The organism is Streptomyces sp. TAA486 (assembly GCF_000426165.1).
In genome coordinates, this window is sequence record NZ_AUEV01000014.1 from 142872 (window position 1) to 166256 (window position 23385).

The 23385-nt window shown below is 70.1% G+C and carries 22 protein-coding genes; 18 read left to right on the forward strand and 4 right to left on the reverse strand.

Annotated features, from left to right (window positions below):
• Window positions 1–76 precede the first annotated feature (76 nt).
• The 5 genes from I004_RS0119510 (at window position 77) to I004_RS0119530 (ending at window position 4615) form a co-directional block, all read left to right on the forward strand.
• Window positions 77–1231 (forward strand): ROK family glucokinase, encoded by a 1155-nt coding sequence (locus tag I004_RS0119510; RefSeq protein ID WP_051345239.1) that lies wholly within the window; start codon window positions 77–79, stop codon window positions 1229–1231.
• Window positions 1228–1791: a hypothetical protein gene (locus I004_RS0119515; protein ID WP_028436883.1), complete on the forward strand. Its 564-nt coding sequence runs from the start codon at window positions 1228–1230 to the stop codon at window positions 1789–1791. Before I004_RS0119510 ends, I004_RS0119515 begins: the two co-directional genes overlap by 4 nt.
• A gap of 81 nt (window positions 1792–1872) precedes the next feature.
• Window positions 1873–3120: a bifunctional 3-oxoadipate enol-lactonase/4-carboxymuconolactone decarboxylase PcaDC gene (pcaDC, locus tag I004_RS0119520; RefSeq protein ID WP_037977018.1), complete on the forward strand. Its 1248-nt coding sequence runs from the start codon at window positions 1873–1875 to the stop codon at window positions 3118–3120.
• A gap of 66 nt (window positions 3121–3186) precedes the next feature.
• Complete coding sequence (locus I004_RS0119525) at window positions 3187–3825, forward strand: MBL fold metallo-hydrolase (protein WP_028436885.1); 639 nt, start codon at window positions 3187–3189, stop codon at window positions 3823–3825.
• Window positions 3826–3835: 10 nt separating this feature from the next.
• Window positions 3836–4615, forward strand: coding sequence for an exodeoxyribonuclease III (locus I004_RS0119530; protein ID WP_028436886.1), 780 nt, complete (start codon window positions 3836–3838; stop codon window positions 4613–4615).
• Window positions 4616–4874: 259 nt separating this feature from the next.
• Here I004_RS0119530 and I004_RS0119535 read toward each other — a convergent pair whose 3' ends face one another.
• Window positions 4875–5612 carry an SDR family oxidoreductase gene (locus I004_RS0119535; RefSeq protein ID WP_028436887.1) on the reverse strand — a complete coding sequence of 246 codons (738 nt, stop codon included), beginning with the start codon at window positions 5610–5612 and terminating at the stop codon, window positions 4875–4877.
• Between the two features lie 142 nt (window positions 5613–5754).
• Between I004_RS0119535 and I004_RS34890 the strand changes: the two genes are divergently transcribed.
• The gene (locus I004_RS34890) at window positions 5755–6327 is read left to right on the forward strand and encodes a TetR/AcrR family transcriptional regulator (protein WP_028436888.1); all 573 of its coding nucleotides are present in this window, start codon (window positions 5755–5757) and stop codon (window positions 6325–6327) included.
• Window positions 6324–6509, forward strand: a complete 186-nt coding sequence (locus I004_RS39530; RefSeq protein ID WP_158677057.1) for a hypothetical protein — start codon at window positions 6324–6326, stop codon at window positions 6507–6509. Before I004_RS34890 ends, I004_RS39530 begins: the two co-directional genes overlap by 4 nt.
• Before the next feature lie 73 nt (window positions 6510–6582).
• On the opposite strand, the gene I004_RS0119545 is transcribed toward I004_RS39530, so the two are convergent.
• Window positions 6583–8394: an SGNH/GDSL hydrolase family protein gene (locus tag I004_RS0119545; protein ID WP_028436889.1), complete on the reverse strand. Its 1812-nt coding sequence runs from the start codon at window positions 8392–8394 to the stop codon at window positions 6583–6585.
• Between the two features lie 197 nt (window positions 8395–8591).
• On the opposite strand from I004_RS0119545, the gene I004_RS0119550 reads away from it, so the two are divergent.
• On the forward strand, window positions 8592–9032 hold the full coding sequence (locus I004_RS0119550; protein WP_028436890.1) for a DUF6278 family protein: 441 nt from the start codon (window positions 8592–8594) through the stop codon (window positions 9030–9032).
• Window positions 9033–9116: 84 nt separating this feature from the next.
• Here I004_RS0119550 and I004_RS0119555 read toward each other — a convergent pair whose 3' ends face one another.
• The gene (locus I004_RS0119555; RefSeq protein WP_028436891.1) at window positions 9117–9896 is read right to left on the reverse strand and encodes a hypothetical protein; all 780 of its coding nucleotides are present in this window, start codon (window positions 9894–9896) and stop codon (window positions 9117–9119) included.
• Between the two features lie 136 nt (window positions 9897–10032).
• Here I004_RS0119555 and ggt point away from each other — a divergent pair, with 136 nt between their 5' ends.
• The 9 genes from ggt to I004_RS0119600 all read left to right on the forward strand — a co-directional run bounded on the left by ggt (window position 10033) and on the right by I004_RS0119600 (window position 21826).
• Window positions 10033–11850: a gamma-glutamyltransferase gene (gene ggt, locus I004_RS0119560; RefSeq protein WP_106965395.1), complete on the forward strand. Its 1818-nt coding sequence runs from the start codon at window positions 10033–10035 to the stop codon at window positions 11848–11850.
• A gap of 108 nt (window positions 11851–11958) precedes the next feature.
• Window positions 11959–13308 carry a hypothetical protein gene (locus I004_RS0119565; RefSeq protein ID WP_158677058.1) on the forward strand — a complete coding sequence of 450 codons (1350 nt, stop codon included), beginning with the start codon at window positions 11959–11961 and terminating at the stop codon, window positions 13306–13308.
• Between the two features lie 227 nt (window positions 13309–13535).
• The gene (locus tag I004_RS0119570) at window positions 13536–14378 is read left to right on the forward strand and encodes a nitrilase-related carbon-nitrogen hydrolase (protein ID WP_028436894.1); all 843 of its coding nucleotides are present in this window, start codon (window positions 13536–13538) and stop codon (window positions 14376–14378) included.
• Window positions 14378–15721, forward strand: a complete 1344-nt coding sequence (locus I004_RS0119575; protein WP_028436895.1) for a class-III pyridoxal-phosphate-dependent aminotransferase — start codon at window positions 14378–14380, stop codon at window positions 15719–15721. The genes I004_RS0119570 and I004_RS0119575 overlap by 1 nt, the downstream gene beginning before the upstream one ends.
• Window positions 15718–17124 carry a dihydropyrimidinase gene (gene hydA, locus I004_RS0119580; protein ID WP_028436896.1) on the forward strand — a complete coding sequence of 469 codons (1407 nt, stop codon included), beginning with the start codon at window positions 15718–15720 and terminating at the stop codon, window positions 17122–17124. Before I004_RS0119575 ends, hydA begins: the two co-directional genes overlap by 4 nt.
• A 28-nt stretch (window positions 17125–17152) precedes the next feature.
• Window positions 17153–18154 (forward strand): TIGR03842 family LLM class F420-dependent oxidoreductase, encoded by a 1002-nt coding sequence (locus I004_RS0119585; protein ID WP_028436897.1) that lies wholly within the window; start codon window positions 17153–17155, stop codon window positions 18152–18154.
• A 116-nt stretch (window positions 18155–18270) separates the two neighbouring features.
• Entirely contained in the window at window positions 18271–19836 is a 1566-nt protein-coding gene (locus I004_RS0119590) for an NCS1 family nucleobase:cation symporter-1 (RefSeq protein ID WP_028436898.1), read from the forward strand.
• Window positions 19837–20171: 335 nt separating this feature from the next.
• Window positions 20172–20822, forward strand: coding sequence for a GNAT family N-acetyltransferase (locus tag I004_RS34895; RefSeq protein ID WP_486580133.1), 651 nt, complete (start codon window positions 20172–20174; stop codon window positions 20820–20822).
• A gap of 203 nt (window positions 20823–21025) precedes the next feature.
• Window positions 21026–21826, forward strand: coding sequence for an alpha/beta fold hydrolase (locus I004_RS0119600; protein WP_028436899.1), 801 nt, complete (start codon window positions 21026–21028; stop codon window positions 21824–21826).
• A 63-nt stretch (window positions 21827–21889) separates the two neighbouring features.
• Here I004_RS0119600 and I004_RS0119605 read toward each other — a convergent pair whose 3' ends face one another.
• Window positions 21890–22309 (reverse strand): DUF3224 domain-containing protein, encoded by a 420-nt coding sequence (locus I004_RS0119605; protein ID WP_037976928.1) that lies wholly within the window; start codon window positions 22307–22309, stop codon window positions 21890–21892.
• A gap of 104 nt (window positions 22310–22413) precedes the next feature.
• Here I004_RS0119605 and I004_RS0119610 point away from each other — a divergent pair, with 104 nt between their 5' ends.
• The gene (locus I004_RS0119610; RefSeq protein WP_028436901.1) at window positions 22414–23382 is read left to right on the forward strand and encodes a WYL domain-containing protein; all 969 of its coding nucleotides are present in this window, start codon (window positions 22414–22416) and stop codon (window positions 23380–23382) included.
• Window positions 23383–23385: the final 3 nt, after the last annotated feature.

Sequence of the window (23385 nt, forward strand, 5' to 3'; positions counted from 1 at the left end):
CCGCCCGGCCCACCGACCGACCGACCCGTGGCCCAGAGCCAGCAGCCGCGCACAGAGGAAAGGCCGCGCAGTGAGCATGTACCGAGAGCGCGCGGACCGGGACCGTCTCTACCGCCGGTCCGCGCCGAGCGCCAGCGTCCTGCGGACGGTCAGCACCCGCGAGCGGCGCTCGCCGCTGTCCGCGCCCCGGGTCCCCACGGTCGGCATCGACATCGGCGGCACGAAGGTGATGGCGGGCGTCGTCGACGCCGACGGGCAGATCCTGGAGCAGGTGCGGGCCGAGACTCCCGAGAAGTCCAAGAGTCCCAAGGTCGTCGAGGACACCATCGCCGAGCTGGTCCTGGATCTCTCCGACCGCCACGACGTGCACGCCGTCGGCATCGGCGCGGCAGGCTGGGTGGACGCCGACCGCTCCCGCGTCCTGTTCGCGCCGCATCTCGCCTGGCGCGACGAGCCCCTCAAGGACGCGCTGACCGCACGTCTCGCCGTCCCCGTCATGGTCGACAACGACGCCAACACCGCCGCCTGGGGCGAGTGGCGCTTCGGCGCCGGACGCGGCGAGGACCACCTCGTCATGATCACGCTCGGTACGGGCATCGGCGGCGCCATCCTGGAGAACGGCCAGGTCAAGCGCGGAAAGTACGGTGTGGCGGGCGAGTTCGGGCACATGCAGGTCGTGCCCGGAGGTCATCGCTGCCCCTGCGGCAACCGCGGGTGCTGGGAGCAGTACAGCTCCGGCAACGCCCTGGTGCGCGAGGCCCGCGAGCTGGCCCTCGCCGAGTCCCCCGTCGCGTACGGGATCATCGAGCGCGTCGGCGGCCACGTCTCGGAGATCACCGGCCCGCTCATCACCGAACTTGCCCGCGACGGCGACGCCATGTGCACCGAGCTGCTCCAGGACATCGGGCACTGGCTGGGCGTCGGCATCGCGAACCTCGCCGCGGCACTCGACCCCGGCGGCTTCGTGATCGGCGGCGGCGTGAGCGCCGCCGACGAGCTGCTCATCGACCCGGCACGTGAGGCGTTCAAGCGTCATCTGACGGGTCGCGGATACCGGCCGGAGGCCACCATCGCCAAGGCACAGCTCGGGCCCGAAGCGGGCATGGTCGGCGCCGCCGATCTCGCCCGTCTCGTGGCCCGCCGATTCAGGCGCGCCAACCGGCGCCGGCTCGAGAGATACGAACGCTACGAACGCGCCGCCGACAATCTGCGCCGGGCGGTGGGCCAGTGACGACCACCACGCCCCCGAACGTGCGCCCGTCGCAGAGGCCGCCGCACCGTCCCCGCCACCGGCTCCTCACCCTGCTGATAGTGGTACTGCTGATCGCGGTACCGGGGGGATACCTGGTCAAGTCGGCGTTCACGAGCCGCGACAGCGGCGAGAAGAAGGAGCGCATCGCGGCTGCCACCAACCTCACCTACGGCTGGCCGAGCAAGGTGCAGCGCAACGTCTACGACGTGCCTCTGCCTTCCAAGTCCACCCACTACGCCTACTACGAGACGAACTCCTGGCAGACCAGCACGCTCTACGTGCAGTTCCGGCTCCCGGAGAAGAAGCTCGACGATTTTCTCGAGGACGTCGGTACCAGCTCTTCCGCGCTGAGGTCCGGACACGTCACCATCGGCGACAGGCATGCCGAGAGGATCGGCTGGGATCTGGAGAAGGAGGGACACGACTACGCGGGCACCACGTTCCGGCAGGGCGGCAGCCGTCCGGACGTGGCGATCACCGTCGACCGCACGTACGAGAGCATGCCGCGTGTGTATGTCGTGTCCACCGTGAAGTTCTGATGTACAGAGCAATGCCCCCGTGGTCGCGCCCCACGGAGTGCTGGGTAGCGTGGCCGCGTGAGCGAGAAGCAGAGTGACCGGATGTTGCAACACCGCCTGGACGGCCCCGACGACGCCCCCGTGCTCGTGCTCGGTCCGGCCCTCGGAACGACGTGGCACATGTGGGACCGGCAGATACCGGAACTGACCCGCAACTGGCGCGTTCTCCGATTCGACCTGCCCGGTCACGGCGGAGCCCCCGCCTACCCCGCGGACTCGGCGACGTCGCTCGCCGAGCGCGTTCTGGCCACGCTCGACTCCCTCGGCATCCAGCGCTTCGGCTTCGCCGGGTGCTCCATAGGCGGTGCCGTCGGCATACAGCTCGGGCTGCTGGCCCGTGAGAGGCTCTCCTCGCTCGCCCTGATCTCCACCTCGTCCCGCTTCGGCACCGCCGACGCCTGGAGGCAGCGCGGCGTCGTCGTCCGCACCAACGGGCTCGACCCCATCGCCCGCTCCACGCCCGAGCGGTGGTTCACCGAGACGTTCATCGAGGCGCAGCCCGCCATCGTGGAGTGGGCCGTGCAGATGGTCCGCACGACCGACCCCGGCTGCTACATCTCGGCCTGCGAGGTGCTCGCCGCCTTCGACGTACGCAGCGACCTGGGCAGCATCGGCGTTCCGACGCTGGTCGTCGCGGGTGCCGAGGACGAGGCGACACCGCCCGCCGACGCCCGTGCGCTCGTCGCCGGCATACCGGACGCGAGACTCGCGATAGTGCCCGGAGCGTCGCACCTGACGCCCGTCGAACAGCCGGGGGCCGTCACCGAGTTGATCATCAGGCACTTCACCACCAGCTGGCAGGAGTCGCCCGCGGGCCCGCCCGCGCCCGCTCCCGTGATCACTCCCGCGCCGGTCAGGCCCACCGGCGCCGTCGCGGAGCTGGAGTCCGCGGATCTGGTCGCGGCGCGCGGCGACAGCTACGACGCGGGGATGAAGGTCCGCCGTGAGGTCCTCGGAGACGCGCATGTCGACCGGGCGCAGGAGAACGCGGACGACTTCACCCAGGACTTCCAGGACTTCGTCACGCGCTACGCCTGGGGCGAGGTGTGGACCCGGCCGGGCATCGACCGGCGGACGCGCAGCGTGATCACCCTCACCGCGCTCGTCGCCCGCGGCCACTTCGACGAACTGAACTTCCACATCCGCGCGGCCCTGCGCAACGGGCTCACCCCGGAGGAGATCAAGGAGGTGCTCCTCCAGACCGCCGTCTACACGGGCGTTCCGGCCGCGAACTCCGCGTTCGCCGTCGCCCAGGACGTGATCCGGGAGGAGACCACGCCCGAGGAGTAGCGCCCGCGTCGCGCGGAGATCCGCACGTCGGCCGAACCTCCGCGCACAGCAGGCACAATGGCCCCCATGGAGCTGATCAAGAAGGGCCACGCCTGCGTACGGGTCTCGAAGGACGGACGCACGCTCGTCATCGATCCCGGAGGCTTCAGCGAGGGCGACGCCGCCGTCGGAGCCGATGCGGTGCTGGTCACGCACGAGCACCCGGACCACTTCGACGAGGGCAGGCTGCGTGCCGCAATGGAGGCCAACCCGGCCGCGAAGATCTGGGCGCCGCGCAGCGTGTCGGAGAAGATCTCCACCACCTTCCCCGGCCGCGTGCACACGGTCGGGGAAGGCGACACCGTCGATGCCGCCGGCTTCGAGGTCGAGGTCCACGGGCAGCTGCACGCCGTCATCCACCCCGACATTCCGCGGATCGCCAACTGCGGCTACGTCGTGGACGGTTCCCTCTTCCACCCCGGCGACGCCCTGACCGTGCCGGGCCGCCCCGTGGACACGCTGCTGCTGCCGGTGCACGCGCCGTGGAGCAAGGTCTCCGAGGTCATCGACTATCTGCGCGAAGTGGCGCCGCGCCGCGCATTCGACGTGCACGACGGGCTCCTCGCGGATCAGGCACGGCCCGTCTACGACCGGCTGATCGGCGACCTGGGAGGCGTGGAGCACGGCCGACTGGCCCCCGGCGAGTGTGTCGGTGTCGCGCGGTAGATTTCACGGCATGCGTATCGCGACCTGGAACGTCAATTCCGTCGGTGCCCGACTGCCGCGGCTGCTGGAGTGGTTGGAGTCCTCCGGCACCGATGTGATCTGCCTCCAGGAGCTGAAGTGCTCCGCCGAGGCCTTCCCCGCCGCCGAGGTCAAGGCGCTGGGTTACGAGTCGCTGGTCAACGGCGACGGACGGTGGAACGGGGTCGCGGTGCTCTCCCGCGTCGGCCTGGCCGACACCGTCATCGGCCTGCCCGAGGGGCCGGCATACGACGGCGGGCAGGAGTCACGCGCCGCGGCGGCGACGTGCGGCGGTGTGCGCGTGTGGTCGGTGTACGTGCCCAACGGACGCGAGGTCGGCCACCCGCACTACGACTACAAGCTGCAGTGGCTCGAGGCGCTCCGCCGGACCGCCCGGCACGAGGTGTCCGGCGACCTCCCCTTCGCGATACTCGGCGACTACAACATCGCCCCGACCGACGAGGACGTCTACGACCGGTCCGTCTTCGAGGGCTCCACGCACGTCACCGAGCCGGAGCGCGCCGCCCTGAAGGCGCTGCGCCAGGAGGGCCTGTCCGATGTGATGCCGCGTCCCCTCAAGTACGACCACCCGTACACGTACTGGGACTACCGGCAGCTGTGCTTCCCGAAGAACCGGGGCATGCGCATCGACCTCGTCTACGGCAACGCCCCCTTCGCGGCGGCCGTCAAGGACGCCTACGTCGACCGGGAGGCACGCAAGGGCAAGGGCGCCTCCGACCACGCCCCCGTGGTCGTCGACCTGGACGACTGACTGTCCCGGCGGGTGGCTGCCGCCGAAAGCTCCGTGCGGTGCCCCTGTCCGGTCCCGGCCGTGGCCGCGGTCCTCGCCCCGGCTGCCGGGGGGCCCTGCGCAGTGCGCCGCGCTTCTGGGCGGTGGTGAGGCGCATCCTCGGCCCGGGCCGAGGATGCGGCACAGGTCGATGCGTTGTCAGTGGCCTGCACGCGTTCGCCCTGGCGTCATCGTTTGCCGACAGGGTGGACGCGGTTTCGAGCGGCACTGCTCGCTGCGATCAGGCTTGCACGGTGGGGCGGATGACGATCTCACTGACGTCGACGCCGTCGGGCTGTTCGATGGCGTAGCCGATGGCGGAGGCGATCGCCGAGGGCGGCATGGCGATCTCGTCGCGCTGCTGGGTCATGGAGGCAGCGGCCTCGGGGCTGGCCCCCTTGCCGACGCCTTCGGTATTGGTGAAGCCGGGCGAGACGAGGGTGACGCGCAGCTCGGGTCCCGATTCCTGGCGCAGGCCCTCGGTAAGCACCTTTACCGCCGTCTTGGTGGCCGCGTAGACCGCCTGGGGGGTTTTGACGACATAGGCCGCAGTGGAGCCGACGTTGACGAATTGGCCGAAGCCCTGCCTGCGGAAGACAGGCAGGGCCGCCCCGATGCCGTTGAGCAGGCCGGTGATGTGGGTGGAGACCATGGCGTCCCAGTCGTCCTGTCGCAGGTCATCGAACGGCGAGACGGCCATCGTGCCCGCATTGGAGACGAGGACGTCGAGTCGGCCGTACTGGTTGAGAGCCATGTCCGTCAGACGCTGGAGGTCTTCGCGGCGGGCGACGTCGACGATGACGCCGGCGGCGGTGCCGCCCCTCGCCGTGATGCTGCTGACGACGGAGTTCAGTCGCTCCTCGCGCCGCGCTCCGAGCACGAGTTGCGCGCCCTTTTCGGCGAGGTAGGTCGCGGTCGCCTCACCGATGCCGCTGCTGGCACCTGTGATCGCGATGACCTTGCCCTGGATACCCGACATGATCGGCTTCCTTTCCCGGCGTGCGCGCAGGTCAGAGGTGACCTACAGTGAAACCGGAGGCGTCCCCGGTTAAATTGAATCCTAAGTGGGGGTGTCTCCGTTTAGCAAGTCGAGGGGCTGCGAGAAGGGATGGCGAGCACTGATGACCGACGGAACGCCTCGGCCGTTGCGGGCCGACGCACGGCGAAACCGGGAGAAGATCCTTACAGCTGCTGTACGCGTCTTCACGACGGAGGGACTGGACGCGCACCTGGAACGCATCGCCAAGGAGGCGGGCGTGGGCAGTGGGACTCTGTACCGCAACTTCCCCACCCGGGAGGCCCTGATCGAGGCGGTCTACCGCAACGAGGTGGCCCACCTGTGCAATGCCGCCCCGGCTCTGCTCACACAGGAGTCGCCGGCAGAGGCCCTGCGCGCGTGGACACGCCTGTTCCTGGATTACGTCACTGCCAAGCACGGCATGATCGACGCCCTTCGCGCCATCGCTGCGACGGGAAGCAATCCTTTTGGTCATAGCCGGGAGATGATCCAGGCCGCCATCACCTCGCTCATGGATGCTTGCACGGCCGCCGGAGAGATCCGTACTGACATCCAGCCCGCCGACATCGGCGCTGCCCTGGAAGGCATCGCCCTCACTTCGGCGGGTGCAGAACACCGACAGCAAGCAGAGCGCCTGCTCGACCTCACCCTGGACGGCCTCACCGTCCGCCCGTGAGGACTCGTGTTGCGTGGGTCCGCTCCACCACCACAGGGCCTCGTCGGTCATTCGTCACCGTCGTCGTCCTCGTCGAGACCAGCGGCCCCGGGTCACGCAGCGGGCGCAGGGCGACCGTCGACGGGGAGGCACGCAAGGGCAGGGGTGCTTGCGACCACGCCCCCGTCGACTTGGACCACTGACCGGACGGGAGAGGGGCGCCCGCGGCCGTTCCGCGTGACGCCCCTTCCCGGCCGCGTTTGCGGCGGTGTGCGGCTACGGCACGAGCTTGTTCAGGTCCACCGACTCGCCCATCGCCTGGTATCCCGCGTCGCCCGGGTGCAGATGGTCCCCGCTGTCGTACGCGGGCAGCATCCGCTGAGGGCGCGCCGGGTCCCGTACGACCGCGTCGAAGTCGAGGACCGCGTCGAAGGTTCCCTTGTTGTCGCGGACGAAGGCGTTGACGGCGCTGCGCTTGGCCTCGACCTCCGGGAAGCAGTCCTTGTAGCCCTCACAGGGCGTCAGCGTGGCCCCGACGACGCGCAGCCCGCGCTCGTGCGCGCGCCGGGCGACCTCTTTGAGACCCGCGATGACCTCGTCCGCCGAGGCGCCCCACCGCACGTCGTTGATGCCTTCGAAGACGACGACGGTGTGTGCGTTGGTGTGCGCCAGCACGTCACGCTCCAGCCGGTGCAGGGCGCTGACGCCGCCGGTGTCGTCGCTGACTCCGTCGCCGGGGTAGCGGTCGGAGACGACGCGGTTCGCGGAGATCCCCTGGTTGAGCACTCCGTACTTCGGCACCTCCTGCTGCGCGCGCAGCCGCCGCGCCAGCACGTCCGGCCAGCGCCTGTTGGTGTCCGTCGTGGAGCGCACCCCGTCGGTGATGGAGTCACCGAACGCGACGACCGATCCCGGGCCGCCCCGCACATCGACGCCCGTCAGGAAGGGCCACACCTCCAACGAACCGGTGAAGGCGGCTCCTTCCTGGTCTCCCGTGCGGTCGCCGCTGCCACTGGGGCTGACGTAGCTGCGCTGGCTGGTCGCGCTGTGCACCGGCGCGGCCGCCACAGGCCCCGGCAGATGGATGCTCACCAGCAGATTGCTGTCAGCAGGCACCTGGAAGCCGACGGGATCGCTCACCGCGTGCGCGCCCGCGGGCATCACCACACCGTCACGGCCGCCGAATTGAAGCTTCACCGGCCGTCCCCTGCCGGTGGCACCCTCGCTTTGCGCGACGACGGAGGCCCGCCCGATCTCGACCGGCGCCGAGGCGAAGGTGTTCGCCAGCCGGATCCGTGTGCGCGAGCCGCCGGCGGAGGTGTGCACGACGAGACGGAGCGTCTGGTTCGTCCAGGGACCGACGGTGGTGTAGCCGGCGGTGCTCGTGGTCCAGCTCTCCGTCCACGTCGGCTCCTGCCGCCGTACCGACGCCGCGAAGACGTGCAGATCGCTCTCCGGGCCGGCGTCGCGCGGAAGGGTCACCGAGCGGATGGAGCGGCCCTCGTGGACCGGAACCGTCACCGCGTACAGCTTGGCCTTCTCCGTCAGGGGCGTGCCGGAGCGGGTGTTGACGTGCGGCAGGGCGACGGCCTTCGTCGCGAGGGGACCGCCGCGCCAGTCGGGAGCGGTCAGCGTGTACGTGGACGAGGAGCCGTCCCAGTAGCGGACGGTGCCCGTGCCGGTGACGCCGGCGCCGGGGCCGCCGCTGCGGGAGGTGCCCGCGACCAGCAGCGACACCGCGTTTCCGGATCCGCTGACCCGGACCTGCTGCCCGTCGGCGCGTACGTTGTCGGGCCGTCCCGGCTGCGTGTGGGGCCAGCGCAGGGAGGCGGAGTCGAGTCCGAGCAGGCGGCCGGGCTCCCAGCCGGCGGCCCTGAGGTCTTGCGCGGAGAGGGAGTTGCCCGCCCCGTCGAAGTCGGCCTCACCCGGACGTGCGTCGTCGCTCACCGCCCGGTTGTCGAAGAGCCGCTCCAGAGGGAGCGGCTCTTCGCTGGTCGTTGTCGTGCGGTCTTCCGCGACCGCTACCGCGGGGGCACCCGCGAGGGTCAGCAGGATCACGAGGGGAACACTCCACAGACGTCCGCGCACGCCGACGGTCCTCTCTCTTCGTCCGGCACCAACACCCTTTCCGCGCGCCCCGATTCGACCGAGGCCCGGTGAAGGTAGAGAGACGGCAAAGCGGCGTCAAGGTGTCCAGTCGGGACACCCACCGTTTTTTCCGCACGCCTGTCGATGCACAGCGTGCCTGTGGTGCTCGCCCATGTGGGGATGACACCCTGAAGCGCATGAACATCCCCTTCCTGGACAACTGGCGTAAGCGGCACGGCGCCGCGCAGAACGCCTCGATCGCGGACGCGGTGTCCAGCGACCCGGAGGGCGCCGCGCAACTCCTCTCGGAATGCGAACTGCTGCGGCACCACGCGGGGGATGCGGGAGTCGAACTCGACGACACGGCCGAGTCGTTGGCCGCCCTCGACCAGCTCCTTCCGCGCTGGCGCGAGGACCCGGAGATCACACCCTGGCTCGGCAGCGACGCGGGCCTGTACCTGGGGACGGTTCTCGTACGCACGGTCGCGGACGCCGAGTGGCGGCTGCGACAGGACGGTCAGCCGGTGGTGCGACTGGGTTCGGGCCGGGAGCTGGACGTCCTGGAAGAAGGGGCCTCGTGGGCGGAGACGGGCACGCCGGAGCTGTCGCAGCTGTACGCGGAGTTCTCCGAGGGGTGAGCCCGACCGCGAGCCGGGGACGAGGTACCTGCCCGAATCCATGTGTGGGGGCGTGCGGGCCGCGGCCGTGGCGCTGCCCGTGGTTCAGCTCTTCGCCCGGTGGCTGCCGCGACGTCCGCCGGATTCCGGATCGGCGGCGGAGACCGGCGGCGCGGTCGCGGCGCGGGTGACGTCGGCGACGAGCTCGACCACGTCCGCCCCGTACGCCTGGGAGTTGACGACCCTCAGCAGCACGCAGAAGTTCCCGTTGGCCCCGTACTTGCGCGTCAGCTGGTCCTGGTTCCGGACCAGATAGCGGGCGGCGGCCTGGTGGGTGACGGAACGCTGTCCGCAGAGGAGGAAGACGGGGCGGGCGGTGTCGCTCTGCCCGGCGGTGAGGCGGGCGAGCAGCACGTGCTCGCGCACGCCGGGCTCAAGCAGATGACGCTCGCCGCCGATGGTGAACGCGCCCCGGTCCGGGCTGCTGCCGGTCTCGGTGTCGATGTGGACGCCCGGCAGCAGGGACTGCAAATGGGCCGCCATGCGCCGGTTCGAGACAGGTCCGCCGATGCAGAACTCCGTGCGTTCCCCGAAGCCCTGCTGTGCCATGTCGTGGGATATGACGTCCGCGTTCGCTCCGCACTCCTTGACGACAGCCGACAACTCCAGCAGGGCGAAGACGTCGTTGCGGGCGACCGACCACTCGGCGGTGGCCGCGTCGCGGTTGACGACCATCAGGCATTCGGAGTGGTGCGGCAGTCCGAAGAACCGCTGCTTGCGGCTCAGTCCGCGTTGCCACAGGAAGTTGCGCGCGAACCAGCCCAGCGCGACGGCCAGGGCCACCGCGACGACACCCAGCACGAGAGCAGGCAGGTTCACCGTCATGGGGCGGCAGCGTACATGCGCAGGCGAGCGGGGTGCAGGGGAGTCGGCGGGATCGGAGCAGCACCGGTACTGACGCGTCTTCGGCGGCGGGCTAGTCTTCGCTGACCCGTCCCGTCAGGAGGCCCCAATGCGGCGCATGACCAACCGCCGTTCCGTCAGACTCTTCGCCGTGATCACCGCCACCGCGGCCGTCGCCACGGTGGGCGCGGCAGCCGCGCCCGCCCTCACCGGAAGCGGCCAGGACGGCGGGCACGAGCCGGCCAAGAAGCCCGTAGCGGTCGGCTACGGAGGTGCCGTCTCCAGCGTGGACGCCGACGCGTCCGCCGCGGGGATCAAGGTACTCAAGCAGGGCGGCAACGCCGTCGACGCCGCCGTCGCGACGGCGGCCGCACTCGGCGTCACCGAGCCCTACTCGGCGGGACTCGGCGGAGGCGGGTACTTCGTCTCCTACAACGCGGCGGACGGGAAGATACGCACCCTCGACGGCCGCGAGACCGCCCCGAAGAGCGCCGACGCGAAGCTCTTCCAGGAGGACGGCAAGCCCATTCCGTTCGACGAGGCCGTCACCAGCGGCCTGAGCGTGGGCACTCCCGGCACGCCCGCCACTTGGGAGAAGGCCCTCGGCAGGTGGGGCACCAAGTCGATGGGGAAGGTCCTCGCCCCCGCCGAGAGGCTGGCGCGCGACGGCTTCACCGTCGACAAGACCTTCCGCCAGCAGACGGCCGACAACGAGGAGCGCTTCCGCAAGTTCCCCGACACCGTCGACCTGTTCATGCCCGGGGGCAAGCTGCCGGAGACGGGCAGCACGATGCGCAACCAGGATCTGGCCCGTACGTACGACGCCATAGCGCGTAAGGGCACAGGGCAGCTCTACGACGGGGCGATCGCCGACGACATCGTCAAGACCGTGCGCAAGCCCCCGGTCGACCCCGACAGCGGGGACAAGGTGCGCACGGGCGACCTGACGCGCGACGACCTGAAGGCGTACGGGGTCAGGAAGCAGGCGCCCTCGCACACCCGGTACCGCGGTCTGGACGTCTTCGGCATGGCTCCCTCGTCCTCCGGCGGCACCACGGTCGGCGAGGCCCTGAACATCCTGGAGCGCGGCGACCTGAGCAAGCTCAGCGAGAAGAAGCTGCTGCACCGCTACATCGAGGCCAGCCGCGTCGCCTTCGCGGACCGCGGACGCTGGGTCGGCGACCCGTCGGCGGAGGACGTGCCCACGAAGGAACTCCTCTCGCAGCGCTTCGCCGACTCGCGTGCCTGCCTCATCAAGGACGACAAGGTGCTCAAGAGCCCCGTGGCGCCGGGAGATCCGCGTGATCCCTCGGACTGCGGCTCCGGCGACAAGGCCGCCCCGACGACGTACGAGGGTGAGAGCACGACGCACCTGACGACGGCGGACAAGTGGGGCAACGTGGTCTCCTACACCCTGACGATCGAGCAGACCGGCGGCAGCGGCATCACCGTCCCCGGGCGGGGCTTCCTGCTCAACAACGAGCTGACGGACTTCTCGTTCGCGCCAGCCGACCCGGACGTGCACGACCCGAACCTGCCCGGTCCGGGCAAGCGTCCGCGCTCGTCCATGTCGCCGACGATCGTGCTCGACGACGGCAAGCCCGCCTTCGCACTCGGATCGCCCGGCGGCGCCACGATCATCACCACGGTGCTGCAGAGCATGATCAACCACGTGGACCGTGGCATGCCGCTGGACAAGGCCCTCAACGCGCCACGCGCCAGCCAGCGCAACGCGGCGAAGACCGAGATCGAGCCGAAGCTGTACAACAGCGATCTGCGGCCCGAGCTCGAGGATCTCGGCCATGCCTTCACCAAGATCGAGGAGCTGGGCGCGGCGACCGCTGTGCAGCCGCTGCCTGACGGACGGTGGCTCGCCGCGGCGGAGAAGGAGCGGCGCGGCGGCGGCTCGGCCATGGTGGTGCGCCCCTCGAAGTAGGCGCCAGGAGAAGCCGGCAGGACCGGACGGTCGCAGGGAGCGGGACGAAAACCGCCCGTAGCATCCCGGTCACACTCGCTGTAACACGGCGGGTGTGCAATGCGGGGCATGTCAGATGTGCCCGCTTCCGCGACCGCCCGGCCGACCCTGGACCCGGTTCGTAGCTTCGCTGCCGAACTGGCCGCGCTGGTCGGGAAGTTGGATCCCGATGACGGCTGGTACGCGGTTTTCGGCGCTCATGACCCAGAGGGTCTGCGGGACTGCCTGTCGGCTCGTGAGGTTCCGCCGTGGGATGTCGTGGCCTCGCTGATCGAGGACTTCGCTCACCTGCACGGGCCCGGTGCCGCAATGCGGACGCAGGAGCGCCTGCGCCGGCTGCACTCCGCCGCGACCGCCGCGTACGACGTCCGGGCCGGCGGCGGTCCCGTGCTCCGGAGCCGACTCGCCCTGGTGGAGGGGGAGTTGGCCGAGGCGGCAGCGCGCGTGCGCGCACTTGAGCCGGACGGCGGCGCGGAACTGGCATGGGCGCGGGACCATCTCGCACGGGCCGAGGCGCGGCGCGCGGAACTGCGCGCCCGCCACGCCGCGCTGGACGACTCCACGGGGGATGAGCGGGGCGAGCCGGCGCACGTCCCGGGGCACAGCGAACCGGCTGCCCCTCCGGACGCCCTGGCGCGCCCCAACAGACGGCTGCGCACGGGCGGTTCGCGTTTCGCCGGGGCCCCCGCCGAAGAAGCGGACGCCTCCGGGCCCGTCGCGATCCTGCCGCCCGGCGCTCCCTCGCCCGACCTCGCTCCCCGCGCAGCTGAAGATGCGGGCGTCGCCGCGGCCGATGAACCGGTCCCGCGTGGTGCACGGTTCGCAGGGGCGGTGCGGCGCGCGGCTGCGGCAGTACCCGCCCCGGGGGAGGTCGCCGAGGCGCGGGCGGCCGCGGAGGATGCCGCCGCGCGGCTCGTGCGCCTGCGGGACGTGGGAAGCGGAGGTGAGGCGCACGCGCTGCTGTGCGACGCCGCGAGCCGGAAACCCCTCCGATTCGCCGCGCTGGTCGAGGAGTTGCGCCGACGCGGCATGGCCTCGGACGCGGGGATCCTGCTGTGGGAGGCGGCGGCCCTGCCCGTGGACGCCTTCGCCGCCGCAGCCGACGCGCTGTCCTCCTTGGGCCGCGTCGAGGACAGCGCGCGGATGCTGCGTCAGGGGGTGCACCGGCCGCCGCAGCAGATCGCGGAGGCCGCCCTGGCCCTGGACCGGGCAGGCCGCCGGGACGAGGCCGCCGAGCTGCTGGCCGCCGTGATCCGTGCCCGTACGCCCGCGGGAGCCGCCCAGGTGGCCCTTGCCGCGCCCGGGGTGCTGGTCGGCCTCGTCCTCGACGCGGCACGGGCGCTGTCCGAGGAGCAGTGCCGCAGGGTCGGCGACGCTCTTCGGACCGCGGGAGTTCCCGGCGTGCCGGGAGCGCCGTGACGGGCCGGCCGGGGATCGGGGTGCGCCACCGCCGCCGGCGGTTCTGCCTGGTGGACGAGTGTGTGCGCCGGTGCGGGCCGCCCGCGGGCACGTCCGCGGAATGCCAGATCGTTCGGGCGACGTGGCGCAGATGCCCTTGCCACCGTGCGTGACCCGACCTACGGTCACATTCTCACGTGGATCTACGCGTGTCGAATGGCCTTGACCTCCCGGCAAAGGAGCTGCTCATGCCCGATGTTGTGCGCGCCGCCCTCGTGCAGGCGACTTGGACAGGCGACACCGAATCGATGATCGAGAAGCATGAGCAGCACGCACGCGAGGCGGCCCGGCAGGGCGCCAAGGTCATCGGATTCCAAGAGGTCTTCAACGCCCCGTACTTCTGCCAGGTGCAGGACGCCGAGCACTACAAGTGGGCCGAGCCCGTGCCGGACGGCCCGACCGTGCGGCGGATGCAGGAGCTGGCACGCGAGACGGGCATGGTCGTCGTCGTCCCGGTCTTCGAGAAGGAGCAGTCCGGCTTCTACTTCAACACCGCGGCCGTCATCGACGCCGACGGCACCTTCCTCGGCAAGTACCGCAAGCACCACATCCCCCAGGTCAAGGGATTCTGGGAGAAGTTCTACTTCAAGCCGGGGAACGTGGGCTGGCCCGTCTTCGACACCGCCGTGGGCAAGGTCGGCGTCTACATCTGCTACGACCGCCACTTCCCGGAGGGATGGCGCGCGCTCGGCCTCGCGGGGGCGCAGCTCGTCTACAACCCGTCGGCCACGCACCGCGGCCTGTCCTCCTACCTGTGGCAGCTGGAACAGCCCGCCGCCGCCGTCGCCAACGAGTACTTCATCGCCGCCATCAACCGCGTCGGCCAGGAGGAGTACGGCGACAACGACTTCTACGGCACGAGCTACTTCGTCGACCCCCGCGGCCAGTTCGTCGGTGACGTCGCGAGTGACAAGGAAGAGGAACTCATCGTGCGCGACCTCGACTTCGGCCTGATCGAAGAGGTTCGCCAGCAGTGGGCCTTCTACCGGGACCGCCGCCCCGACGCCTACGACGGGCTGGTGCAGCCCTGATGAGCGCTCAGAACACCGCGGGCTCGTCGGCGGCGCTCCTGCAGCGTCACCGCGCCGTACTGCCCGACTGGCTCGCGCTCTACTACGACGAGCCGATCGAGATCACCCACGGCGAGGGACGCTACGTCTGGGACGGCGAGGGCAAGCGCTACCTCGACTTCTTCGGCGGCATCCTCACCACGATGACGGCGCACGCGCTGCCGGAGGTCACCAAGGCCGTCAGCGAGCAGGCCGGGCGCATCCTGCACACCTCCAGCCTGTATCTCGACCGGCCGATGGTGGAGCTGGCCGAGCGCATCGCCGCACTGTCCGGAATCCCCGACGCCCGCGTGTTCTTCACCACCTCGGGCACCGAGGCCAACGACACGGCGCTGCTGCTGGCCACCACCTACCGCCGCTCCAATCAGATCCTGGCGCTGCGCAACAGCTACCACGGCCGTTCCTTCTCGGCGATCGGCATCACGGGCAACCGTGCCTGGTCGCCCACGAGCCTCTCGCCGCTGCAGACGCTCTACGTGCACGGAGGCGTCCGAACCCGCGGTCCCTACGCGGCCCTGGACGACGCGGAGTTCATCGAGGCCTGCACCGCGGACCTGGAGGACATGCTCGGCCAGACCGGTGGTGACGTCTCAGCACTCATCGCCGAACCGGTGCAGGGCGTAGGCGGGTTCACCTCTCCACCCGACGGTCTGCTCGCCGCGTTCCGCCAAGTCCTGAACGAGCGCGGCATCTTGTGGATCAGCGACGAGGTGCAGACCGGCTGGGGACGTACCGGCGAGCACTTCTGGGGCTGGCAGGCGCACGGTCAGGCCGGCCCGCCCGACATGCTCACCTTCGCCAAGGGCATCGGCAACGGCATGTCCATCGGCGGCGTCGTCGCACCGGCCGACATCATGAACTGCCTTGCGGCCAACTCCATCTCCACCTTCGGCGGCAGCCCCGTCACCATGGCTGCCGGCAACGCCAACCTCAACTACCTGCTGGAGCACGACCTTCAGGGCAACGCCCGCCGCGTCGGCGGCCTGCTCCTGGAGCGGCTGCGTGCCGCGTCCGCCGGCCTGGGCGTCGTACGCGAGGTCCGCGGCCGGGGCCTGATGGCCGGGGTGGAACTGGTCGAGCCGGACACCGACATCCCGTCGCCGAAGGCAGCCTCGCTGGTGCTGGAGGCCGCGCGCGAGCGGGGTCTGCTCGTCGGCAAGGGGGGCGGCCACTCCACGAGCAGCGTGCTGCGCATCGCGCCACCGCTGAGCCTCACCGTCGCCGAGGCGGAAGAAGGCGCCGAAATCCTGGAGCACGCCTTGCGTACGGCCAACAACGAGCTGGGAGGGAAGAGAACGCAATGACGCACTCACGTACGGTCGTTCGCGGGGGACTCGTCATCACCGCGTCCGACGAGACGCACGCGGACGTACTCGTCGAGGACGGGCGGATCGTCGCCACCGCGGCCACCGGAAGCAGCGTCGCCGAGGGCTGGAACGCAGAGCACACGATCGACGCCACCGGCAAGTACGTCATCCCGGGCGGCGTCGACCCGCACACCCACATGGACATGCCTTTCGGCGGCACCTTCTCCGCCGACGACTTCGAGAGCGGAACCAGGGCCGCCGCCTGGGGCGGCACGACCACCATCGTCGACTTCGCCATCCAGACGAAGGGCCACGCCCTCCGTGAGGGGCTCGACCGCTGGCACGCCAAGGCCGACGCCCAGTGCTCCATCGACTACGGGTTCCACATGATCCTCTCCGACGTCAATCAGGGGACGCTGAAGGAGATGGACATGCTGGTGGAGGAGGGCATCACCTCCTTCAAGATGTTCATGGCCTACCCGGGCGTCTTCTACAGCGACGACGGGCAGATCCTGCGCGCCATGCAGCGCACCGCCTCCAACGGCGGCCTGACGATGATGCACGCGGAGAACGGCATCGCCATCGACGTCCTCGTCGAACAGGCACTGGCCGCCGGCCGCACCGACCCGCGCTACCACGGCGAGGTGCGCAAGGCGCTGCTCGAGGCGGAGGCGACGCACCGGGCCATCCAGCTTGCGCGGGTGGCCGGTTCACCGCTGTACGTCGTGCACGTCTCCGCGGAGGAGGCCGTTGCCGAGCTGGCGACGGCACGCGACAAGGGCCTGCCGGTCTTCGGGGAGACCTGCCCGCAGTACCTGTTCCTCTCCACGGACAACCTCGCCGAGCCGGACTTCGGCGGCGCCAAGTACGTCTGCTCGACGCCGCTGCGGCCGCGCGAGCACCAGGCCGCGCTGTGGCAGGGACTGCGCACCAACGACCTCCAGGTGGTCTCCACCGACCACTGCCCGTTCTGCTTCGTCGGCCAGAAGGAGCTCGGCCGCGGCGACTTCTCCAAGATCCCCAACGGGATGCCGGGCGTCGAACACCGCATGGATCTGCTGCATCAGGCCGTGCTCGACGGCCACATCTCGCGACGCCGCTGGATCGAACTCGCCTGCGCCACACCGGCCCGCATGTTCGGGCTGTATCCCAAGAAGGGGACCTTGCAGCCCGGTTCGGACGCCGACATCGTCATCTACGACCCGCAGGCTCAGCAGACGCTCTCCGTCGACACCCACCACATGAACGTCGACTACTCGGCGTACGAGGGCAAGCAGATCACCGGTCAGGTCGAGACGGTGCTCTCACGCGGCGAGACCGTCATCGACAGGCGCACCTACACAGGACGCGCGGGGCACGGGCAGTACACCCCCCGCGGTCTGTGCCAACTCCTCGACTGAAACCAGCGGTTGAAAGGAACGGACAGGCATGGACTTCGGACTCGTACTGCAGACGGACCCGCCCGGCTCGCGGACGGTCGGCCTCATGCGGCGTGCCGAGCGGCAGGGCTTCCGCTACGGGTGGACCTTCGACTCGGCGGTGCTGTGGCAGGAGCCGTTCGTCATCCACAGCCGCGTGCTGGAGAACACCGAGCGGCTGATCGTGGGCCCCATGGTCACCAACCCCGGCACCCGCTCATGGGAGGTCACGGCCTCGACCTTCGCCACCATGAACGAGATGTACGGCAACCGCACCGTGTGCGGCCTGGGCAGGGGCGACTCGGCGATGCGCGTGGCCGGGCGCAAGCCCAACACCCTCGCGCGGGTCAGCGAGGCGATGTCCGTGATCCGCGACCTCGCGGAGGGACGTGAGGCGGTCGTCGACGGCACGCCGCTCAAGCTGCCGTGGGTGCGTGACGGGAAGCTGCCCGTGTGGATGGCGGCGTACGGGCCCAAGGCCCTGGCCATGGCGGGCCGCGAGGCGGACGGCTTCATCCTCCAGCTCGCCGACCCCTATCTGACGGAGTCGATGGTGAAGGCGGTGCGCGTCGCGGCCGCACAGGCCGGCCGTGACCCGGACGACGTCACCGTCTGCGTGGCCGCGCCCGCGTACGTCGGTGACGACATCCAGCACGCCCGGGAGCAGTGCCGCTGGTTCGGCGGCATGGTCGGCAACCACGTCGCCGACCTCGTCGCACGCTACGGCGAGGACTCCGACCTGGTGCCGTCGGCGCTGACCGACTACATCAAGGCACGTCAGGGCTACGACTACACGCACCACGGTCGCGCCGGGAACCCCGACACCGAGTTCGTCCCCGACGAGGTCGTCGACCGTTTCTGCCTGCTGGGCCCTGCCGAGGCGCACATCGAGAAGCTGCGCACCCTGCGGGACCTCGGAGTCGACCAGTTCGCCGTGTACGCCATGCACGACGCCACGGAGTCGGTCATCGACGCCTACGGACGGGACATCATCCCCGCACTGAACAAGTGAGCGGCCGCCGGCCGGGCAACGCGGGCACCGCTCGCCCGTAACGCCCGGCCCCGTACCGACGATCTCGTACCCACAACCGAACAACATCCCAGCACCGAGCAGAAGAGGTGTGTGCCATGACCGGGACCGTTCCAACCGCCGCACCGGGCCCGCAGGACGTGCCCGGTCACGGCAGCACCGAAGAACTCACCCATCCCGACGGCCGGGTGGAGCTCGCCGAGGGCGCGATACCGGAAGGCAGCCGGTTCGCCAACGCCGACCTTCATCCGGTGCCTATGACCAAGCGGCACTGGACCACGTACAACTTCGTCGCCGTGTGGGTCGGCATGGCCCACAACATCCCCTCGTGGATGCTCGCTTCGGGTCTCATCGCCTTCGGCATGGACTGGAAGCAGGCCGTCCTCACCATCGCCCTGGCCAATGTGATCGTGCTGCTGCCGATGCTGCTGACGGGCCACGCGGGCCCCAAGTACGGCATTCCCTTCCCCGTCTTCGCACGTGCCTCCTTCGGAGTGCGCGGGGCGAACCTTCCCGCGATGATCCGTGCGGCTGTGGCGTGCTGCTGGTTCGGCATCCAGACGTGGATCGGCGGCCAGGGCATCTTCGTGCTGCTCGGCAAGATCTTCGGCGGCTGGACGGAAGCCGCGAAGATCGGCGGTGAGCCCTGGACGCTGTGGCTGTGCTTCCTGCTGTTCTGGGCGCTCGAACTCGCCATCATCTACCGGGGGATGGAGACGCTCCGCCGCTTCGAGAACTGGGCGGCGCCGTTCGTCCTCGTCGGTGCGGCGGTGCTCCTGGTGTGGATTGCCGTCAAGGCGGGGGGCTTCGGGCCGCTGCTGGACGAGCCGTCGAAGCTGGGCTGGGGCTCCGAGTTCTGGCCGGTCTTCTTCCCCGCGCTGATGGGCATGATCGCCTTCTGGTCGACCCTGTCGCTCAACATCCCCGACTTCACGCGCTTCGGCGCCGGCCAGCGGGCGCAGGTGTGGGGCCAGTCCCTGGGCCTGCCCACGACGATGACCCTTTTCGCCCTGATGTCGGTGTTCGTCACCTCCGGCTCGCAGGTGCTGTACGGGGCCTCGGTGTGGGACCCGGTGGAACTCGCAGGGAAGACCGACAACGTCTTCGGACTGCTCTTCGCCCTGGTGACCGTGCTCATCGCCACGATCTCCGTGAACATCGCGGCGAACGTCGTGTCACCTGCGTACGACCTGGCGAACCTCGCGCCGAGGTTCATCAACTTCCGTACGGGCGCGCTCATCACGGGCCTCATCGGAGTGGTGATCATGCCGTGGAAGCTCACGGAGACGCCCGAGCTGTACATCTACACCTGGCTCGGCACGGTCGGCGGCCTGCTCGGCACCGTCGCAGGCATCCTCATCGCCGACTACTGGATCGTGCGCCGCACCCGCCTGCACCTGGCCGACCTCTACCGCGAGGGCGGCGCGTACTGGTACAGCGCCGGCTGGAACTGGCGGGCAGTCGTTGCGTTCGCGGTGGGCGGGCTGCTGTCCGTCGGCGGCTCCTACTCGGCCAAGGGGAAGGGCCCCTTCCCGGCCGACGGTCTGATCCCCTTCCTCCAACCCCTCGCTGACTACGGCTGGTTGGTCGGCGTCACGAGTTCGCTGCTGCTGTACGTGCTGCTGATGCGGGTGAGCCCGCCGAAGGCGGCAGTCGGGGGGTGACTGGCGAGCGCCCCCCGTCGGGGGAGACCCCGTGAACCTGGCACTCAGCTGTGTCCGGGTCTCTGCTCGCCGCTGTGGTTGCCCCCGCCGCAGCGGGTGTAATGCGGTGGCCGCGGTTCGCGGCCTGGTGTTTGGATGCTTGGCGTGACTTCTGTGGATCTTGATGATCGTCGTGAGGTACTGGACCGGCTTGAGCAGTATTACGACGCGGTTCCTCGCCCCGGCGCACGGGTCGAGGACATGGTCCGCTGAGCCTGTTCATCCGGGAGGGCCAGGGCTGGCCCCTCTATGCACGCCCGGCCCTGGGGTCGTCCGGAGCCGTCATTGCTGCCCAAGTGAGCCGAGCACGCGCCCGGCAGCGGGAGTTGGGCACACCGGAGAGTTTCGAGTGGGTCGCCGAGACGACGCCGAAGTTGCGGGCCGCAGCGGAGGAGGCAGGGCTGGTGGTGCACGAGCACCCCTTGATGGTGCTCGGCCCCGACGTTCCGGACCCGCTCATGCCGGAGTCTGCCGACGGCACAGTGGTGCGGACCGTGGGACCGGACGATCCGGCCCTGCCGAGCGCCGTGGCCGTCCCTCACCTGGCCTTCGCCGAGCCCGGAACCCTTCTCGGCGTGGCCGGGGTGGCCGAACTGGGGGAAGCGGTACGTGACCGCATCCATGACCGCTCGGTGGAGCACACGGCCTCACGCATCCTCTCCGGCCTGACGTGTGTTGCGGCCGCGGTGGAAAACGGAACGGCGCTTTGCTCCGGCCAGCACCAGCCGGTGGGGGCAGTCAGTGAGATCGTCGGCGTGAGTACCCTGCCCACCGCGCGCCGACGTGGCCTCGCGCGCGCCGTAATCGCGGCGTTGGTGGCCGATGCACGGTCAAGTGGTGTCAAGACTGTCTTCCTGTCTGCGGGCGACGACGACGTCGCCCGCATCTACAGCGGGCTCGGTTTCTGCCGCGTGGCCACCGCTCTGATCGCGGAGCCTCCCGAGTAGCGCCTTGCCGGTACGCAGGGGAGTCCTCGGGCTCCGCAACGGGTGTGGCCCACCCCTCCGCGATGTGGAGGGAGTTGTTCGGCAGGGGCGGGCAACAGGGCAGCCGGCGCGCCCGTCGCCCGCCGGGCCAGGGCCTGATGCGCCTGTCGCCGCCCTCGTCAGGCGGAGACCGCGCACACCCGGAGGCCGGGCATCATGGGGTGATGAACCAGAACGGAACCCCGATGGCGGTGCTGCTGCATGGCTGGCCGGTCACGACCGGTCACTGGCGATTCCTGATTCCGGCGCTCGAAGCCGCCGGCATCACCGCGGTCCCGGTCACGCTTCCGGGACTTGGGGCCGTTCCGGCCGCCGCGGTGACCGACTACCGCAAAGCGGCACTTGCCGACCGGGTCCGGGCACGGCTGGCACAGGAGGGTGTCACCCGCTGCGCCGTCGTCGGTCACGACTGGGGCGCGACGGTCGGATACTTCATCGCAGCCTCCGCACCCGAGTCGGTCAGTGCGCTCGTGATCGAGGAAGAGATCCTTCCCGGTGTCGACGTGGAGATCCCAGTGGCCGGCCGCGACTTCTATCCGACCTGGCACGGCCCTTTCAATCGGCAACCCGGCCTCGCGGAGAAGCTCGTGCCGGGCCGGGAGGCGGCGTATTACGGCACGTTCCTGGAACAGAGTGCCGGACCGAGCGGCCTCCATGCGGACACCCAACAGGCCTACGTCGAGGCCTACAGCACTCCTGGCATCCTGGACGCCGCTCTTTCCTACTACCGCACCCGGTCCGAAGACATCGACGACGTTCAGGCACTCGCCACCCGTCCCGTGTCCACGCCTGTTCTGGCGATCGGAGGCCGCCGGGCAATGGGTGAAGCCGTCGCCGAGGGAATGGCCACCCTCGCAACTGACGTCACCCGGCTCGTTCTCGAGCAGTCCGGCCACTACCCGGCAGAGCAGGAACCAGAGAGCGTGAACCAGGCGATCGTACGGTTCCTCCGGCAGCACTCCTGAGCACCGATGCCGCCTCTCAGAACAGGGACTTGAGGTATCGGCATCAGCTTGGGAAGCACCGGCCTATAGCCGAGACCCGTCCAGGTCGTAGTCGAAGGTGTACGGGTAGGACGTTTCGCCTTGCCTGGCCGTGTAGTTGCCGGTTCCGCGCAGCCCTGTGAGGTCTTCGGTACCTGAACCGGACACCACCTCGAAGGTGCAGTGCACGGTGCCGTCCGCGTCGAACCAGCCGCGTTCCTCCAGGACGAAGGTGCCCTTCCGGCCGTCGAGGTGGCCCGCGAGCAGTTCCATGCCGGTGAACGTACCGGCGGTCTCCGAGATGTAGGCGACGGCGTACTCACACGTGGTGTCCGCGGCCTCGACACCTCCGGAGAAGGTGTTGGTGACGGAAGCACGGGCCAGTCTCGGGTTCGTTCCGCTCGTGCCGACCGCGCTCTCCTCCCAGTTGGCGAAGGTGAAACGGCCGGTGGTCCGCTCGGGCATGGGTGTCCTCTCGGTCGGCGGCATCGGATCGCGCCGCGGTCTCAGAGATCAGCCTCGTCGCCGTACCTGACACCTTCTGTCAGGTACGGAAGGACAATGGCTCCATGCGTGCCGACCGGCTTCTCTCCCTGCTCCTGCTGCTCCAGAACCGTGGGCGGATGACCGCCCCCGAACTAGCGGCGGAGCTGGAGGTGTCGGTACGTACGGTTTACCGGGACGTCGAGGCGCTCAGCGCGTCGGGCGTGCCGGTCCGTGCCGACCGCGGGCCCTGCGGCGGCTACCGCCTGATGGACGGGTACCGCACGCGGCTGACCGGGCTCACGGACGCGGAGGCCGGCTCCCTCTTCTTCCCCGGAGCACCGGGGCCGGCGCGCGACCTGGGCCTCGGCGCGGTGCTGGCGACCGCCCGGCTGAAGCTTCAGGCCGCTCTCCCCGCCGAACTGGCCGAACGGGCCAGGCGCGTGGAGGACCGCTTCCATCTGGACGCGCCGGCATGGTTCCGCGACGCCGACCCCGTCCCGTATCTGGCACCGGTAGCGCAGGCGGTGTGGGAACAGAGGGTGCTGCGTGCGCACTACCGGAAGTGGAACGGCGAGGTGCGCCGGGAGCTGCACCCGCTGGGCATCGTCCTCAAGGGCGGCATCTGGTATCTCGTGGCCCGGGCCGACGGAGGCGTGCGCACCTACCGGATATCGCGGCTCCTGGCCCTGGACACGGCGGATGAGGTCTTCGAACGACCGGCGGGATTCGACCTGGCCGCCTATTGGGAGGAGTCGTCCCGGCGTCTGGAGTCGGCACTGCACAAGGGCACGGCCCGCCTGCGGATCTCGCCCTGGGCACAGCGGCTGCTGCCCATGCAGTTCGGTGCGGTGGGCGCGCGAGCCGTCGAGAGCGCGGGCCCGCCGGACGCGGAGGGCTGGGTGCACGTGGAGATACCCGTGGAGACGCAGGCCGTCGCCGTCGGTGACCTGCTCAGGCTCGGTTCGGACGCCGAGGTGCTCGGTCCGCCCGAGTTGCGGCAGGCCGTCGCGGAGGCCGTTGCCGTACTGGCCGCCCGCTACGCGGCGCCATGACTC